The organism is Paenibacillus flagellatus (genome assembly GCF_003217775.1).
GTDB lineage: Bacteria > Bacillota > Bacilli > Paenibacillales > NBRC-103111 > Paenibacillus_AB > Paenibacillus_AB flagellatus.
In genome coordinates this window covers 480,880-496,790 of the sequence record NZ_QJVJ01000001.1, presented here as the reverse complement: position 1 = coordinate 496,790, position 15,911 = coordinate 480,880, and the positions used below count along the sequence as shown (strand labels likewise).

Here is a 15,911-nt window from a genome sequence, read left to right as displayed (position 1 = left end):
GAGTGACTTTTCCGATGTCACAAACGTCCACTCGATTTGAAATGACATGGTGCACGCCGGCCCAAGCGATCCATGCGGCTCTCCAATACCCGGACGAGAAGCGTTACAGCTTGACCGAAATCATGGGTTATACGAGCCATGCGTTCCGCCTCAAGATCGGCATCCCCGCCGCCGACGTCGGCGGACCTTGCGGTTACGACTGGCCGGTGCTCCTGCCGCGCATGATGAACGTGCTGGGGTATGGGACCAAGACATATGGAGGTCCGACGCTCACCCCCCCGAGCGCGGAGGAGCTGACCGAGGCGCTGGAAGCGGTACAGCGCTCCATCGACCGTGGAATACCGGCGATCGCATGGGACTTGTTCGTCGCCGAGTTCGGTATCATTTACGGATATGATGACGATCAGCAGCTGTTGTCCGCGCGGGACCCGGCGAAGGACGGGACGCTGCCTTACGCCAAGCTTGGCCGGGGGCAGGTGAGCGAGCTGTTCGTTCTGACGATTGAACCGTCCCTCGAACGTCCGGACCGCCATTCTCTGCTGCGAGGAGCGCTTAAACTGGCGATCGAGCACGCCCGCATGGAAGAGATCAACTCGATTCCGCAGCCGGGCGTCTACAAAAACGGGCTCGATGCTTACGACGCCTGGATCCAGACATTCAAGGACCGGACGGCCGATCCGTTCGGCAACGCCTATTGCGCCAAGTGTTATTGGGACGCCCGTGTTTATGCGGCCCGGTTTTTGCGGGAGCTGGACCGGACTTGGGCCGGAGACGGTGCGCTGGAGCAAGAGATCCGGCGGTTGAGCGCGCAGGCGGCCGGTCACTATGAGGAAGTGGAGGCGGCGCTGCGGCCTTTTGCGGAGCAGTTCCCGTTTCCGCAGGGCGGAAGTCCGAACGATCCGGAAGTGGCGGAGGCTTCGGCTCGTATGCTGGAGCGGGCGAGAGCGGCGGAGATGCAGGGCGTTGAAGCGCTTGAGCGGATGGCCGCCGTGCTGGAGGCGGACGGGTAAGCGGCGGCGGACGGGTGGAACGAGCTTGCGAAGGTTGTCCAAGGATTGCTTGGACAGTTTAAGGACTTCTTCCTCTTCTGCCCGTCAAAGCGATCATGCAACGATTGAGTAAGTGTTAAAGACCCAAGCGAACAGGGAGACCGCCCGTTCCATTGGGTCTTTTTGCTGCGCAACGCTGTGCAACCGCGGGTACCCGGCGGAGCGGAGGACCCCCCGGTTCCAGCTTCCTACCGCAGATCGTAGCCAAACACAACCGCCCCTTCCGGACAAAGTGAAAACCTTTAGGCCCATTTCCACGGAACAAAGGTTCCATCGAAAAAGGGTTGAATCGGGGCACGACCGGCGATATAATTCTATTGCATAGATTATATATAATATAGAAACGGAATTGAATTGCCCGTCCATCCGAACGAGAAGGAGCGAAAACGAACATGCGCAAAACGAAAGTCGGCATTATCGGGCTCGGCAGTTGGGGCGGCTGTCATTTGGAAGCGTTTCGCTCGATGCCGCAGGCCGAAGTCGTCGCCATCTGCGACCGGAACGAAGAGAGGGTCCGGGAGCTGGCGGACCGGTACTCGATCGCCCACGCGTACACGAACAGCGAGGAGCTGCTCGCCCGCGACGATATCGAGCTGGTGAGCATCGCGACGTTCGAGAGCGAGCATTTTGCTCCCGCCATAGAGGCGCTCCGGTCGGGCAAGCATGTGCTGGTGGAGAAGCCGGTTACGACGAAGCTGGCGGAAGCGATCGAGATGCAGCGAACGGCGGAGGAGCGGGGGAAGTTTATCGTGCCGGGCCATCTGCTGCGGTTCGAGCCGCGGTACGCGGACATTCGCGAAGCGATCGTCTCGGGACGGATCGGTGCGCCTCACAGCATGTATTTGAAGCGGGCCCGGACGAAGAGCATGTTCCGGACGTACAAGCGGACGCATACGGTGTTCGAGCTCACCGTGCACGATCTCGATCTGGCGATTTGGTATGCGGGCAGCCGGGTCCGGACGGTCAAGGCGTACGGGAAAGCGGTGCATGACGAAGTCGTTCCGGATATTTTATGGTCGTGCCTGGAGTTCGAGAACGGGACGCTCGCCTTTCTCCACAGCAACTGGATGACGCCGGACGAAGCGGGAATCGTCATGAACGACTCGATCGAGGTGATCGGCGCGAACGGCACCGCGCAATTCGCGAACGGCGGCTCCGACATGCAGCTGCTCGACGCGCGCGGGCGCGCGACCCCGGACTATTCCATCCATCATACGCGAAACGGGACCTCGACCGGCGCCTTGCGCGAGCAGCTGACCTACCTGTGCGATTGCGCGGCCGGCGGGACGGCTCCGTCGTACGTATCGTTCGCGGACGCGGTGCACGGCATCGCGGTGGCGGAGGCGATCATCCGTTCCTGCGCGAGCGGCAAGGAGGAGCGGCCCGAGGCGTAGGAAGCGGAGGGGGGAGGGCGGGGGAGAGGTCATCTTCCCCGCTTGTTCCGTGTCCGGATTTTGCCGCCGCGGCTTCGTCGGTATACAATAGACGCAAGAGACCGACGGTTGCGGAAAGGAGCGGGACGACCTTTGTCGAAGGCGGACAACATGATTGCGATCTTGTGGCTGCTCCGTTCGGGGAAGCGGATTACGGCGAAGCAGATCGCCGAGGAGCTGGAAATTCACGTCCGCACCGTATACCGGTGCATCGACGCCTTGTGCGCGAGCGGCGTGCCGATCGTCGCCGACGCCGGCCACAACGGAGGGTACAGCTTGCTGCAGCCGCTCGACGGGGCGCCGCTGTTCTTCGATGCGGACGAGCAGAAGGCGCTCGTGCACGCGTCCGTTTTCGCCCAGGAAGCCGGCTACCCGCATGGCGAGGCGCTGGAGCGGGCGATCGTCAAGCTGAAGCGGTATGCGAACGAGGAGCAGCAGGAGGCGATCGAGCGGCACGAAGCCGGACTCGACGTCATTCATCCGCCCGTCGACGACTCGATGGGCGCACTGCTGCGGCAGCTGGAGCGGGCAACGGCCGAAGGACGGACGCTGTCGATCGCGTATCAAGCCGGCTACGACGACGACGTGACGAGCCGCGATATCGACCCTTACGGTCTCGTCCATTGGAAGAGCGGCTGGTACGTTGTCGGCTACTGCCGCCTGCGCGGCGACATCCGCAGCTTCCGCGCGGACCGGATTCGCGCGTGCGCGGAAGCCGGCGGAACGTTCGAGCGTCCGGCGGGGTTCTCGGCCCGCGATTTTTTCATGGCGGGGCTGCGGCCCGATCCGGAGCGGAGCGACGAATACGTGACGGTACGCCTCGAAGGAAAGCCGCAGGCGATCGCCGACCTGTGCGCGAATTGGCTGTTCGGCGGCGGTCTCGTCGAACGCCGGCGGGACGGTGCCACCTTCCGGCTGCCGGCGCACACCGTTTATTCCCGCGTTCCTTACGCGCTGCTGACGTACGGAGGCTCGATTACGGGCGTGGAGCCGCCGGAGCTGAAGGAGGCGATGAGAGGCGTCGCGGAGGCGTTGGCGGACTATTATCGCACGATCTGAACTTCACTGGCCGCAGCTGTCAGTGGAGTTTTTGTATAATAAAGCCATTACGAACGAATGGTGGAGGGGCAGACGATGACGAACGGCATATCGAAGGAAGCGCTCGCGGAGGCGACGGGCAAAAGCTTGGACGAATGGTTGACGATGCTGGCGAAGGAGGCGGACCCGTCCTGGTCCGACGAACGGCTCGCCGGACATATCCGGGACGAGCACGGGACGGAGGATGCGTGGGCGAGATTGCTCGCCGCCGCGCTGGGCGAACGTTGGGGGCGCAAGCCGGTCGGACGAACCGCGTCGACCGGGTTCCAGATGGGGGTCCGGCGCACGCTGCCGATCGCGAGGGAACGGGTGTGGGAGCTGCTGATGTCCCGGGAAGGCTTGAAGCTGTGGATCGGCGAGCTCGCCCCCCCGGAGTGGGCGGCGGGCGTACCGTTCGAGTCGGCCGAAGGGACGACCGGCACGATGCGGGTGTACAAGCCGTACGAGCAGCTCCGGCTGACGTGGAAGCTGCCGGAATGGGACAAGCCGTCCACGCTGCAAATCCGGCTGATGTCCTCGTCGCCGGATCGAACGACGGTCAGCTTCCACCAAGAAAACTTGTCGGACTTGTTCGAGCGGGAGCGAATGCTGGCGAAGTGGGAGGGCGCGATTGCGTCGCTTCGGGAGATGGCGGGAACGGCGGACGCATAACGGCCCGCAGCCGTTCCCGATCAGCCCGACATACGATCGGTTTAATTCGGAGACCCTTGCGGGAACGCGTACGAAATCGTTCACCGGCTGAACTGAGCGCGCTCAAAAAAATTGCGAGACGTACATCGCGAGGAAGGCGGCGGTGCAAACCGCCATGACGGCGGCGACGCCGTAACCGAACAGCTGTAGCGGGCGCGGCATCGACTTCATGTCGACTTTGGCGGACGGGACGCCCATAACGGTTCTGTAATGCTCGGTCACCGAATTAAAGGTGGGCGTCTCGTGCGTATCGGTTCTCCTGTTCATGGAGCCAGACCTCCAATCGATTCGACGTTATTGATTTCAGTATACCATGATGCAGGAGGTTCTGCTACCAGTTTCCTGATGATCCGGAAGCTGGAACCGCTCGGGTTGCGAAATGGGGACGATACCGTGAAACCTTGCGGGCTTCGGAAACGTCTAGCTTAGAAACGGGAACGAACGGGAGGAGGAAGCCTATGATCCATTTCGGGATCGTAATCGCGCTGCTGATCGGAGCGGGGGCGCTTTTGGCCGCCCGAGCGAAATCCGCTCCGGGCATGCGATGGGTCGGTTATGCGCTCATCCTGATGACCGTGTTTCTCGTGGCGATCGCCGTTACGGCGGATATTTACGAAGCTTCGCATTACGAATAGCGGTAAGACCCGGGGGAAGCGAAAGAGAGGAAGTTCCGCGCAAGGAGGAGGAAACGTTTTGGAATTCGTTCGGCTTGAGCAGGAAGGTCTAGCCCTTTTGAAGCAGTGGTTTCAGGATCCCGAGGCGTTGCGGCGGTTGAGCGGGATGCTGCCTCTGGAGCGGTGGCTTCCATTCGTGCTGCAAAACCCCGATTACTATGCATGGATCGTATACGAGTCCGGACAGCCCGTAGGTCAGATCGATGCGGAGACGGAGGCGGACGGTACGGCGTACGTCAGTCTTCTCGTCAATCCCGGGCTGCGCGGCAGAGGGTACGGCAGCCGGATGCTCGCCGCCTTGCTGCAGCGCCCCGAGCTTACGGCCGTGCGGCGATGGGAAGCCGGCATAGAGCCGGACAATATCGCCAGCATCCGCTGTTTTCGAAAAGCCGGTTTTGTCGAGCAAGAGGTGGACGAGGACGGCTTTATGAGGCTTGTTTTTATCCCGTTTCCGGCCTGACGGCCGGCAGCGAAAGAACGGCTGCGTCTCCAGGAAGGAGCCGCAGCCGTTCTATATGGGGCCCAAGCGAGACGGTCACCCCGGCTCCTCTCGTTCAGCCCGCCGAGCTTGCGGCCGGCAAGCTCCCGGAGGTAAGCGAAAGGATGTTCGGGCAAGCCGAAATCCGCCCGATCGCCTCCATGAATTTCTGCTGCCGCTTCACTTGCACGGTCAGCTGCACGACAACGCTCGGCGGATGGTCGGCGGACGAACCGGGGACGATCTTGATATGCACGATGCGGACGTCGTGATCCCCCAGCAACGAAGCGATTTGCCCGAGCGTGCCGGCCTGATCGACCATTTCCAGCTCCAGCTCGCGATTGCGGCGGTCCTTGATATGGCGCTTCTCCAGCTTGTTCAGCAAAAACAAGCTGACGAGCACCAGCAAGGTGCTGATCAGAGCCCCGGTAAAAAAGCCCGCGCCCACGCACAAGCCGATAGCGGCCACGACCCAGACCGAAGCGGCCGTCGTCAATCCTTTGATGACGTTTCCGTTCCGCATAATCGCCCCCGCGCCGAGAAATCCGATCCCGCTGATGACCTGAGCCGCCAGACGGGCCGGATCCACCCTCACGTTCGGCTCGTCGACGAATTCGGAAAAGCCGTAAACGGACAGCAGCATGATCGTCGTCGAGCCGAGGCAGACGAGAATGTGCGTGCGAAAGCCGGCCGCATGGTTGCTCCACTCTCTCTCGATACCGATGAGGCCGCCCAATACGGCGGACAACATCAATCTTGCGATAAGCTCGCCATGCGTAATCGTCCAAATGTGATGATCGATGGTGTCCATAGTCATTCGCCCCGTCTAGTCATGGAGGCTTGCCTCCCACAGCTGCAGCGTCGGCCGCACGACCGGATCGTCGTGGCGTACCGAAAGGTAGAACGTACGACACGTGCCGTCCCGTTCCACCGCATACGCTCGCGATACTGCGGCGGCATAGCCGTCGGTCGTGTCGAGCTTGCTTACGATTTGACGGTTAGCGATGGCGAAATAGACTTGGCCGCCGACGAGCGCCAACAAGTGGTGGTTACCGAGGCAGACGACCTGCAGGCTCCCGCCGTCGTCTTCGCGGAGCGGGGCGGGCAAACTTACCGCATAACGGGTTAGCCCGTCCGCCGACAGCAGCGTCGTCCCGCCGTTCCCGATCGTAATCGCCGCGCAAAACCCTCTCCACGAATCCCAGGCCCGCACGCCCTCCATTACCGGTTGAAAAGCCGGCTGTCCTTCTTCATAGCGGTAAACGGTGCCGGAGTCGGCGACCGACCAGACGAAGGAGCCGTCCGCCGTCAAGCCGACGCTTCGCTCCGGGAGCCGCACCATCCGCGCCGCCGATAAGGCGCCGTGCTCCGGGACGACCTTCCACAAATCCGGACCGGCGGCCACCCACGCACCGCCTTCCGGCCGTACGGCCATGGCGTCTGCTTCCTCCTCGAGCTGCCGCTTCACGAACGGCCAATCCCCGTTCGCGGCGCGCACGAACCGCCAAGGGCTGCGGCGGTCGCTGCAGCCGACCGAGCGGCCCCAAGCGAACCAGATCCGCTCCTCCGAGGCGCCGACCGCCGTCAACGCCGGGCCGATATGGCACGTGCCGAACACGGCTTCGACCTCCGGCTCGGCCTCCCAGGTGAACCCGTCCTCCGTCGAAACGAGGCATCGATCCGGCGACAAGGGCACGATGCCGCCGCGGATGGCCGGCGCTTCGCCGACCGGGAACGAGCCGACGCGTGACAGCGATACGCCCGGCTTCGCGATCAACGAGCGAAGCGGTCCCTCGTGACGCCAGCCGCCTTCGTCGGTTACCGCCCGCTTGATATGGTCGAGCGTACGGACCGCAACCGACTGCTCCCCGATGTCCACGATTCGCGACTGCCGCATCCCGTCGCGGGTGAACCCGGCCCCGTGCACGCCGGTAATAAAGAAGCGGGTGCCGAACCGGTACGTGCTGGAGTCCGGATGGATGTGGCTCAAGTGATAGTGGGCGGAAAACCATAGGACGATTTCCGGGCTATGCCGGAACAACCGGTACCATCGGTAAGGATCGTGATTCTCGTCCAAGTACGCGTTCGTCGACCGGACATGGACGCGGGGCACCGTGCGCAGCCCGGACCCGACCGGAGGAGCGTGCGTGAAAAAGATGACGGGCACCCCCGGCCGTTCCTTCAGCTTAGCCGACAGCCAGGCGAACTGCTCGTCGGTGGCGAACACCTCCTGGACGTCGTAGCACGAATCCGGACGCTGCGGCTCCGTCGAGGCGAAGAACAGCCGAATGTCGTCGTACTCGAGTACGCCGTACGGCCGATCGAGCTGGAACATGCGAAGAAACCGTTCCCGCATCGTGCCTTTCGGCTGCTTCCCGTTGCCGGACTCGAGCTCCAAATCGTGATTGCCCAGTATCGGCCGCAGCGGAACGCCCGGCAGCCGCAAAAACGGCTCCGACTCCTCGAGACCGGCGATGCTGCCGATCTTCCCTTGGCTGCCGAAGTCGCCCAGCGGGACGATCAAGTCCGGCTTGCAGGCTGCGACATCCTCCATCGCCGCCCGGGTCTGCTCGTAATCTTCCGGCCTCAAATGAAAATCACCGAGAATGACGATTCTCATCCCCAACCCTCCTCTTTCGTCAGATCGCGGATGCGGCGGGCGCTTATCCTTTCACCGCTCCGGCCGTAATCCCTTGAATAATATACTTTTGCATGACCAGGAAAAAAACGACGACCGGCACGATCGCAAACGTCAGCGCCGCCATCGCGAGCCCCCACTCATTGTTATACTCGCCGAAATAGATCGAGGACGCAAGCGGGATCGTCTTGTTTTTCGCCGAGGTAAGCATGATGAGCGGCAGCAAAAAATCGTTCCAAATCCACAGCGTATGCAAAATGGCGATCGTCGACGTAATCGGCTTCATCAGCGGCAGCAAAATGCGGAAGAAGACGCCGAACGGGCCGCAGCCGTCGATCTGGGCCGCTTCCTCCAATTCGCGGGGAACGCCTTTGATAAACCCGTGGTACAAAAACAGCGCAAGCGGAATGCCGAAGCCGCAGTAAACCAAAATCAGTCCGTACAGCGAGTCGATGAGCCGCAAATCTTTCGCCATCTTCACGAGCGGAATCATCAGCGTCTGAAACGGAATGATCATCGAGGAAAGCACGGCGAAGAAGATGACGGTGCTGACGATGCCCGGACGCCGGACCAATTGGTAAGCGGCTGCGGCGCTCATCAGCAGGATGAGGACGACCGATGCGACCGTGACGATCAACGAATTCATGAACACGCCGGGAAACTGGATTTGCTTCCAGACGGTCGCGTAATTGTGCCAGTCCAGCTTGTCCGGCAGCGCCCACGCCGATTCGACGATTTCATTGAAGCTTTTGAACCCGCTGACGATCGTGATATACAGCGGGAACAAAAACAGGGCGGCCAGCACGATCATGACCGCTTCCAAGCCGAGCTTGCCCAAGCCGTACCGCGATTCGTTTCTCACAGCTCCACCTCCTTGCGTTTCATGACCCCGACCTGTACCAGCGTAATGCCGGCGAGCACGATAAAGAAAACGACGGCCTTGGTCGCCCCGTAGGTGAACAAGTTTTTCACGAAGGCGTCCGAATAAATTTGCAAAGCGAGCGACTCCGTCGTGCCGAACGGACCGCCCTTGGTGAGCGAGAAGTTCAGGTCGAACGCCTTGAAGCTGCTGGAGATGGCGAGGAACAGGCAGATCGTCATGGCCGGGCGGATGAGCGGCAGCGTGACGCTCCACAGCCGGCGGAACGGCCCCGCTCCGTCGATTTCCGCGGCTTTCAGCATGTCCTGCGGCACACCCTGCAGCGCCGCCAAGTAAATGACCATGAAATAGCCCGCCGAGTGCCAGACGGCGACGATGACGATCGACCAGAAGGCGTAGTCCGGCAGGCTGAGCCAATTTTTGCCGAACAGCGCCCAGCCGGTCGCCTTCCCGATTTCGCCGAACAGCTGAACGATAATGAACTGCCAGATGAAGCCGATAATGACCGAGCCGATCACATGCGGGATGAAGAAGCCCGCGCGCAGCGCATGGCGCGATTTCAAAGCGACGTTCAGGGCGAGTGCGAGCAAAAACCCGCTCGCATTAAACAGGATGGTCGTAACCGCCACATACCGGAACGTAAACAGCAGCGACTTGCCGAAATCGGCGTCATGCAGCAGCCGTTTATAGTTGTCCAAGCCGGCCCACCGAATGTGGCTGCTGATGCCGTTCCAATCCTGAAAGGAGAACACGAGCGCCCGGATTAACGGAATCAAGATGATCAGCGCAAAAAAAAGGACCGCGGGGGCGACAAAGGCCGTATAGGTGAGGAATTGCCTGCTTTTCGTACTCACGTCCACATCCCCTTTCCGTTCGAATAATGTAACGAAGAATGAGAACGGGCTCCCGCCTCCGATTTCGCGGGAACCCGTTTACGTGAGCCGTTATTTCTTGATGCGGTTATCCCAATCCTTTTGCAGCTCGGCGATCGTCTGCTCCCGGTTCGTCTGCCCGCCGATGTACGCCTGCAGACGTTTCGGGGAATCCTCCTTGTAGCCGACCGGCCAAGCGTTTTGCGTCCACGGGATCGCCTTGCCGTTCGTCACGTACGGGGCCATGTCCACGGCCAGAGGCCCGAGCTCCTTCGTCGTGGTCAAATCGGTAAACGCCGGAATGAACTTGAACGAATCGACCAAATATTTTTGTCCGTTGTCGTGCAGCCAGCTCAAGAACGCTTTGCACTCCTCGATATGCTTGGACTTGTTGTTGATGACGTAATAGCCGGGAACCGATACGGGCATTTTCGTTTCGCCGGCATTGTCGGTCAGCGGTAGCGCGAACATGCCCATGTTGACGTTCGGATTGACCTTCTGAATCGGATCGATCGTCCATACGCCGTTGCTGATCATGGCGATTTTGCCGTTGGCGAAATCGGAAACCTGGCTGTCGTAGCTGACCCCGAGCGATTCTTGCCCTTTGCCGTAGGTCATGCCGATATCGAGAACGTCGAACACCGCGTTCAGATTCGCAAGGTCCTTCAGCTTCATTTCGCCCTTTTGCAGCTTGGCGAGCGAGGCGGCCGGGTCTTTCTCGTACGCGAAGCCCAGGTTCAACAGGTGGTAGAGCGGGAACGTCTCCTGGTACGCTTCCTTATACGGCTGAATGCCGGCCGCCTTCAGCTTCTCCGCCGTCAGTTTCAGCTCGGAGAGCGTCGTCGGCGTTTTGTCGATGCCGGCCTTCGCGAACAAATCTTTGTTGTAGACGATGCCGAAGCCTTCGAACGCCATCGGGAAGCCGAGCTTCTTGCCGTCGAACGTCATGCCTTCCACCGTCATCGGGGAAACCTTTTGCATCCAGGGCTCGTTCGACAGGTCGAGCAGCGTCTCCGACCAGGAGGCCATGGCGCTGTAGCCCGCCGTCGTGAAAATGTCGGGAGCGTCCCCCGCGGCGAAGCGCGTTTTGAGCAGCGTGTTGTAATCTTTAACGATTTGAACCTCGATGTTGACGTTCGGATGCTGCGCGGTGTAATCGGCGACCATCGCTTTCACCTTGTCGGTGATTTCGATTTTGTTTTGCAGCAGCTTGATGGTCACTTTTTCAGCCGGCGCTTTGCCGCCCGCGTCTTTGCTCGCGCCGCTTTCGGTTCCACCGGCGCAGCCGGCCGCGATCGACGCGAGCAAGGCGGCGGAGATCAAAGGCGCGGCTATTTTCGCGAACGTCTTTTTGCCTGAGCTGGTCATCGTCATTCCCCCAAGTCGATTGTCTGATTCCTCTATAAGTCTACCGACCGGCTCCGGCGTTCGGAAGAGAATATATTGACCCGAAAAGGGAAAATCGGGACCTGTCATCCGTCCCGGCGCTCTTTGCGAAACTGGAGCGGCGACAAGCCGGTTTGCTTCTTGAACACTTTGCCGAAGTAGTTTTCGTCCGCATATCCGAGCTTGCCGGCCATCTCCGACACGCTCATGTTCGTCTGCGTAAGCAGCGACTTCGCCTTATCGATGCGCAGCTCCGTCAAGTAGGTGATGACGGTCGTTCCGTACAGCTCCTTGAACCTTCGCGAGATGTACCACGGGTTGAAGTTGAAGACGGCGGCGAGCGTCGTCAGCGAAAGGTCGTCCTGGTAATGGTCGGCGATGTAATCGCGAATCGCTTCCACGCTGCGGTCCGGCGTTTCTTCGCCGCTCTCGTCGATCAACGTTTCCCATAACCCGATCAACACCCGCTCCCATTCGTCGAAATGGCCGATCCACAACGGCATCGTCCGGTTGGCCAGCTTCGTTTCCGCCTGCGGCGTGCGGCTCATTTTCTCCAGCAGCAGGTTCGCCTCGTGAGTGAAGCCCTGCAGCTCCTTCAGCCGCAAGGAGCCCAGCGCGCGGAGCTGTCCGGTAAACGAACGGATCGCCCGGCCGGCCAGCGCTTTGTCTTTGCGCTTCAGCGCCGTCTCGAGCACCAGCTGCTGGTCGGTCAGACGGGGCAGCTTGTCCGTCGAGGGGGAGCCCGCCGGCCGGGTATCGCCGTGAAGCACGTCATGCCGCAGCAAATCGGACCGCGCGCCGGCGATCGCGTCGTCCAGACGGTCGGCCGCGACGTGTCCTTCGTGCCGCCCGAGAAGCGCATGAAGACCGAGCGTCTCCCGCCACGCCGCCGCCACTTTCTCCGCATGATAGCGGTGCCGGCCCGCACCGTTCGGATCCTCGGGTACGGTAAGCAGCAGCCACTGGTGCTCGTCGAGCCTGCATAAATAATGGGCGCCGTAACGGTTCAAGATGTCGTGCGCGATATTGTTCAGCGAGAAGGCGAGCAGCTCCGTATCGCCGCGAAAACGATCGTGAAGCAGCTCCGACCGGTTGATCGGCAAATAAAGCGCGGCCTCCAGGCGTTCGAGCGGCAGTCCCCGTCTCGCGAACAGACGGCGAATGTCTTCGTTGAAGACGATTTCGCCTTTGAAATAGCCGGCCAGCTTCTGCTCGTCCATCAACGCGTCCGCCCGGCGAAGCTTATCGCCGTCCTCGATCTGTTTTTCGAACTGGCTCATGTGCCGCTTCCATTCGGCGACGGCCCGCCCGAGCGCCTGCTCGAGGTCGGATGTTCGAAACGGCTTGAGCAAGTAATCGATCCCTTTGGCAAGCAGCGCGGCATGCGTATAGCTGAAATGATCGTAGCCGCTGACGACGATCAGCTGCGCGGAGGGATCGTGCCGTCGCAGCCGCTGCAGCAGCTCCGCGCCGTCCATGCCCGGCATGCTCATGTCGCAGAAGATGACGGCCGGGCGATGCTCGACGGCAAGTGCCAACGCCTGTTCGCCGTTCTCGGCGTACAGCAGCCGGTCGACTCCGAACTTGGCCCAATCGACGGCCAGCGTAATCCCTTCCCGTACATGATCTTCGTCATCCACGATCAATACGTTCATCCGATTCTCCCCCTTGCAGACGGTCTGCGGCAATGTGAAGCGATATCGTCGTCGATTCGTACGGCTCGCTCTCGATGTCCCAGCGGAAGCGTTCGCCGTAATATAGCTGCAGCCGGTACAGCACGTTCATCAGCCCGATGCCCCGATCCTCGCGATAAGGCTGGGCGGCCGCGTATTCGTCCTTGATTCGCCGAACGGCGTCGGGGTCCATTCCCTTGCCGTTATCGATGACGCGGATATGGAGCGAATCGTCGGTCCGCTCGATCCCGATATGCAGCGTGCCGGAGCCGCTGCCCTGCTCGATGCCGTGGACGATGCTGTTTTCGACGAGCGGCTGCAATATCATTTTGGGCACAAGCACGCCCAGCGCCTCCGGTGGACAGGACAACGCGTACGACAGCTTGTGCTTGAATCGGCCTTTTTGCAGCGACAAATAGTTTTCGACGTGCCGGATTTCGCCGGACAATGGAACGGTCTCCGTCTTCAAATCCATGCTGTAGCGCATAATGGAGCCGAGCTCCGTTATTTTATCGCTGATCTCGTTCACGCCGTGGCGCAAGGCGAGCGTCCCGATCGACTGGAGCGTATTGTAGAGGAAGTGGGGGTTGATTTGAGCCTGCAGCATTTTGAGCCGAGCCGTCGAAATTTCCAGCTTGCCGCGATATTCGCGGATGACGAGCTCGTCCAAATTTCGGATCATCGTCCGAAACCGCTGCTCGAGCACGCCCAATTCGTCCGCGTTGCCGCTCGTCGGCTCCATCTTGTAGTTGCCCGATTCGACTTGCCCGATCATCCGCAGCAGCCGTTTGATCGGGGCGATCGTCATGAAGGACAGCGCGGCGGCGAGCAGGATGACGAAGGCGATGGCGACCAGCTGAATGAGCAGCACCCGGTTGAGCATTTCGTTGGCCGATTCGTTGATCGTTTCCTTCGGTACGAATTTGACCATCGTAAGCGGCAAATCTTTGTAACGGTCCTTTTGGTAAATATAAATCCCTCGCCGGCCGTCGTAACGGCCGTCCACCGCACCGTCGTCCCCCGCAAACGCCGCCAGATCGATATCCGCGGCCGCCGGCGGCGCTCCGTCGTCCGCGGAGCTGTACAGCAAGCTCGCGTTCCGGATGTACAAGAAGGTGACCTCCCCTTTGGACGAATCCGAAAGCGGGCTCATGAGCGACGCGATCTTATCCGTGCCGACGTAGAGCGAGGTCAATCCCAGTACGTCGGACGACGGGTAATCGACGAGCGGGCGGTGCAGCGCCAATACTTGTTCTTCGCCGATCCGGGTCACTTCGAATTCGCTGCTTTCGTCCCAGTCGCCGTACCGCTCCGGTAGGACGATGTCGGTGAAGGAGATGTTCGCGCCGAGTCCGACGTTGTCCTGGAGCGTGAACGTTTGGTTGATTTTGGCGTTGATGTAGCGGACGGCGCGCATCTCGGAACGGCCTCCGTACAGCTGGTTCAGCTGCTCCCGGATTTGCACGAGCAGCAGGGGGGACGCCGCCGTTCTGCGCAGGTTGTTCATCAGCGCGTTATCTTGGTAATAGGCGACCGAATCGAGCGTCAGCTCCTGCAAATACCGTTTGATATGATCGGTGCCGAGGCTCATCGTTTTTTGGTTCAGCTCGATCACGTTTTGCTCGATGCCTTCGGACGTCGTGCTGTACGAGACGATGTTGGACAGCGAGAACGGGATGACGGCGGCGATCAGCATGCCGAGCAGCAGTTTGGCGAACAAGCTTTTTTTGATCCACATGGGGGCTTCTCCTCGTCGGCGCAAATAGGGTGAAAAAAAGACTGCTCAGCGGGACGCCTCGCAATCTCGGATATTCTGAAAAGCTTTTCATTTCCATGTGAACATTATAGGCAAGCTGCCGCGAGCGGTCAACTTGAAAGGTGTGGAAGACGGCCGTTCAGTTCCGGTTCCACACCGTGTCGCGTACGACGATTTCGTGCCCGAGCACGAGGCTTTGCGCTTCGTCCTGCGGGTTTCCGATCCGGCGAAACAGCATGGCGGCCGCTTGCTTCCCGATCTCGTACACGGGCTGGGCGACGGTCGTAAGCGCCGGTGTGACCATCCGGGACAGGCTGATATTGTCGAAGCCGATGATCGAAATTTGCCTCGGCACCTCCATGCCCCGCCGCTGCAAAAACGCCATCGCGCCGAGCGCCATCGCGTCGCTCGCCGCGAAGACGGCGGTCAGCTCCGGCATCGTGCCGTACAGCTTGCGCATCGCCTCGTAGCCGCTGTCGAAGTCGTACGTCCCGTACGCGACCGCATTCGCGCCATGCGGCAGGCCGTACGCCGCTAACGCATCGCGAAACCCCGCCAGGCGCGGGATGCCGGCGATCGGGTCGTCCGCCGGTCCGCTGATGACGCCGATCGACCGATGGCCGTTCTTGATCAGAAACGAGGCGGCGTCGGAAGCGGCCGCATAATCGTTCACCTTCACGTACGGCAAGCCGAACCGTTCGCCGTCCGTCGCCGCCAGCACGACCGGAACCTGCAGCTCCGCGAACGTCGCATGGTGGGCATCCGTTACCGCCGCGCTCACGAAGATGAGCCCGTCGATTTTCTTTTTTTTGAAGTAGCTCATATATTCCAAAAATCGCGCTTCATCCTGGTCGGTGTTGCAAATGATCACGTTGTTTTTCTGCTCGCGGGCGATATCCTCGATGCCGCGAAACAGCTCCGCATAAAACGGATTCGTAATATCGGGGATCATCGCGGCAATCGTCTTCGTCGCCCTGTCCCGCAAGCCGGACGCGAACGGATTCGGCTCGTAGCCGAGCTGCTCGATCGCCTGCAGCACCCGGTCCCGCTTCTCCTTGCGCACCGCGAGCGGTTGATTGACGACCCGCGAGACGGTCGAGATCGATACGTTCGCCTGTCGCGCGACATCATGAATCGTGGGGTTCACCCGTTGTTCGCCTCATCTCCGAATGGATTCTTTGAAAATTATAAGCGATTGCGGGTGAAAATCAAACCGAAGTCGAAAAATCCGCTTTTCAAATTCGCCGTTTTCCGGTAAGATGGCGGTATTCTGTTTTTGAAAAG

Annotated in this window: 15 protein-coding genes; 6 read left to right on the top strand and 9 right to left on the bottom strand. The window is 60.6% G+C overall.

Annotation, left to right across the window (positions count from 1 at the left end):
• Positions 1 to 14 precede the first annotated feature (14 nt).
• From DLM86_RS02305 to DLM86_RS02290, 4 genes are all read left to right on the top strand, one after another.
• Positions 15 to 1,010 (top strand): cysteine peptidase family C39 domain-containing protein, encoded by a 996-nt coding sequence (locus DLM86_RS02305; RefSeq protein ID WP_110838332.1) that lies wholly within the window; start codon positions 15 to 17, stop codon positions 1,008 to 1,010.
• A gap of 431 nt (positions 1,011 to 1,441) precedes the next feature.
• Positions 1,442 to 2,443 (top strand): Gfo/Idh/MocA family protein, encoded by a 1,002-nt coding sequence (locus tag DLM86_RS02300; protein ID WP_110838331.1) that lies wholly within the window; start codon positions 1,442 to 1,444, stop codon positions 2,441 to 2,443.
• A 132-nt stretch (positions 2,444 to 2,575) separates the two neighbouring features.
• Complete coding sequence (locus tag DLM86_RS02295) at positions 2,576 to 3,541, top strand: helix-turn-helix transcriptional regulator (RefSeq protein WP_110838330.1); 966 nt, start codon at positions 2,576 to 2,578, stop codon at positions 3,539 to 3,541.
• Between the two features lie 75 nt (positions 3,542 to 3,616).
• Positions 3,617 to 4,231: an SRPBCC domain-containing protein gene (locus DLM86_RS02290; protein ID WP_245954304.1), complete on the top strand. Its 615-nt coding sequence runs from the start codon at positions 3,617 to 3,619 to the stop codon at positions 4,229 to 4,231.
• A 102-nt stretch (positions 4,232 to 4,333) separates the two neighbouring features.
• On the opposite strand, the gene DLM86_RS02285 is transcribed toward DLM86_RS02290, so the two are convergent.
• Positions 4,334 to 4,537, bottom strand: a complete 204-nt coding sequence (locus DLM86_RS02285) for a hypothetical protein (RefSeq protein WP_110838329.1) — start codon at positions 4,535 to 4,537, stop codon at positions 4,334 to 4,336.
• A 191-nt stretch (positions 4,538 to 4,728) separates the two neighbouring features.
• On the opposite strand from DLM86_RS02285, the gene DLM86_RS31960 reads away from it, so the two are divergent.
• Positions 4,729 to 4,905, top strand: coding sequence for a hypothetical protein (locus DLM86_RS31960; RefSeq protein WP_158289283.1), 177 nt, complete (start codon positions 4,729 to 4,731; stop codon positions 4,903 to 4,905).
• 58 nt (positions 4,906 to 4,963) lie between these two features.
• A complete protein-coding gene (locus tag DLM86_RS02280) occupies positions 4,964 to 5,404 on the top strand; it encodes a GNAT family N-acetyltransferase (RefSeq protein WP_158289282.1) in 441 nt (146 codons plus the stop codon).
• A 94-nt stretch (positions 5,405 to 5,498) separates the two neighbouring features.
• On the opposite strand, the gene DLM86_RS02275 is transcribed toward DLM86_RS02280, so the two are convergent.
• The 8 genes from DLM86_RS02275 to DLM86_RS02240 form a co-directional block, all read right to left on the bottom strand.
• Entirely contained in the window at positions 5,499 to 6,233 is a 735-nt protein-coding gene (locus tag DLM86_RS02275) for an MgtC/SapB family protein (protein WP_110838327.1), read from the bottom strand.
• A gap of 15 nt (positions 6,234 to 6,248) precedes the next feature.
• The gene (locus tag DLM86_RS02270) at positions 6,249 to 8,042 is read right to left on the bottom strand and encodes a metallophosphoesterase family protein (protein ID WP_110838326.1); all 1,794 of its coding nucleotides are present in this window, start codon (positions 8,040 to 8,042) and stop codon (positions 6,249 to 6,251) included.
• A gap of 43 nt (positions 8,043 to 8,085) precedes the next feature.
• Positions 8,086 to 8,922 (bottom strand): carbohydrate ABC transporter permease, encoded by an 837-nt coding sequence (locus DLM86_RS02265; protein ID WP_245954303.1) that lies wholly within the window; start codon positions 8,920 to 8,922, stop codon positions 8,086 to 8,088.
• Positions 8,919 to 9,794 carry a carbohydrate ABC transporter permease gene (locus tag DLM86_RS02260; protein WP_110838619.1) on the bottom strand — a complete coding sequence of 292 codons (876 nt, stop codon included), beginning with the start codon at positions 9,792 to 9,794 and terminating at the stop codon, positions 8,919 to 8,921. The genes DLM86_RS02265 and DLM86_RS02260 overlap by 4 nt, the downstream gene beginning before the upstream one ends.
• A gap of 90 nt (positions 9,795 to 9,884) precedes the next feature.
• Entirely contained in the window at positions 9,885 to 11,180 is a 1,296-nt protein-coding gene (locus DLM86_RS02255; RefSeq protein ID WP_158289281.1) for an ABC transporter substrate-binding protein, read from the bottom strand.
• Positions 11,181 to 11,284: 104 nt separating this feature from the next.
• Positions 11,285 to 12,853, bottom strand: a complete 1,569-nt coding sequence (locus DLM86_RS02250; RefSeq protein ID WP_110838324.1) for a response regulator transcription factor — start codon at positions 12,851 to 12,853, stop codon at positions 11,285 to 11,287.
• A complete protein-coding gene (locus tag DLM86_RS02245) occupies positions 12,831 to 14,609 on the bottom strand; it encodes a sensor histidine kinase (RefSeq protein ID WP_110838323.1) in 1,779 nt (592 codons plus the stop codon). The genes DLM86_RS02250 and DLM86_RS02245 overlap by 23 nt, the downstream gene beginning before the upstream one ends.
• A gap of 157 nt (positions 14,610 to 14,766) precedes the next feature.
• A complete protein-coding gene (locus tag DLM86_RS02240) occupies positions 14,767 to 15,774 on the bottom strand; it encodes a LacI family DNA-binding transcriptional regulator (RefSeq protein ID WP_110838322.1) in 1,008 nt (335 codons plus the stop codon).
• Between the last annotated feature and the right edge of the window lie 137 nt (positions 15,775 to 15,911).

Excerpts from the sequence above, each read along its gene's own strand:
- DLM86_RS02305 (WP_110838332.1), top strand. The coding sequence starts at position 15 with ATGTCACAAACGTCCACTCGATTTGAAATGACATGGTGCACGCCGGCC.
- DLM86_RS02300 (WP_110838331.1), top strand. The coding sequence starts at position 1,442 with ATGCGCAAAACGAAAGTCGGCATTATCGGGCTCGGCAGTTGGGGCGGC.
- DLM86_RS02290 (WP_245954304.1), top strand. The coding sequence starts at position 3,617 with ATGACGAACGGCATATCGAAGGAAGCGCTCGCGGAGGCGACGGGCAAA.
- DLM86_RS02285 (WP_110838329.1), bottom strand. The coding sequence starts at position 4,537 with ATGAACAGGAGAACCGATACGCACGAGACGCCCACCTTTAATTCGGTG.
- DLM86_RS31960 (WP_158289283.1), top strand. The coding sequence starts at position 4,729 with ATGATCCATTTCGGGATCGTAATCGCGCTGCTGATCGGAGCGGGGGCG.
- DLM86_RS02275 (WP_110838327.1), bottom strand. The coding sequence starts at position 6,233 with ATGGACACCATCGATCATCACATTTGGACGATTACGCATGGCGAGCTT.
- DLM86_RS02270 (WP_110838326.1), bottom strand. The coding sequence starts at position 8,042 with ATGAGAATCGTCATTCTCGGTGATTTTCATTTGAGGCCGGAAGATTAC.
- DLM86_RS02255 (WP_158289281.1), bottom strand. The coding sequence starts at position 11,180 with ATGACCAGCTCAGGCAAAAAGACGTTCGCGAAAATAGCCGCGCCTTTG.
- DLM86_RS02250 (WP_110838324.1), bottom strand. The coding sequence starts at position 12,853 with ATGAACGTATTGATCGTGGATGACGAAGATCATGTACGGGAAGGGATT.
- DLM86_RS02245 (WP_110838323.1), bottom strand. The coding sequence starts at position 14,609 with ATGTGGATCAAAAAAAGCTTGTTCGCCAAACTGCTGCTCGGCATGCTG.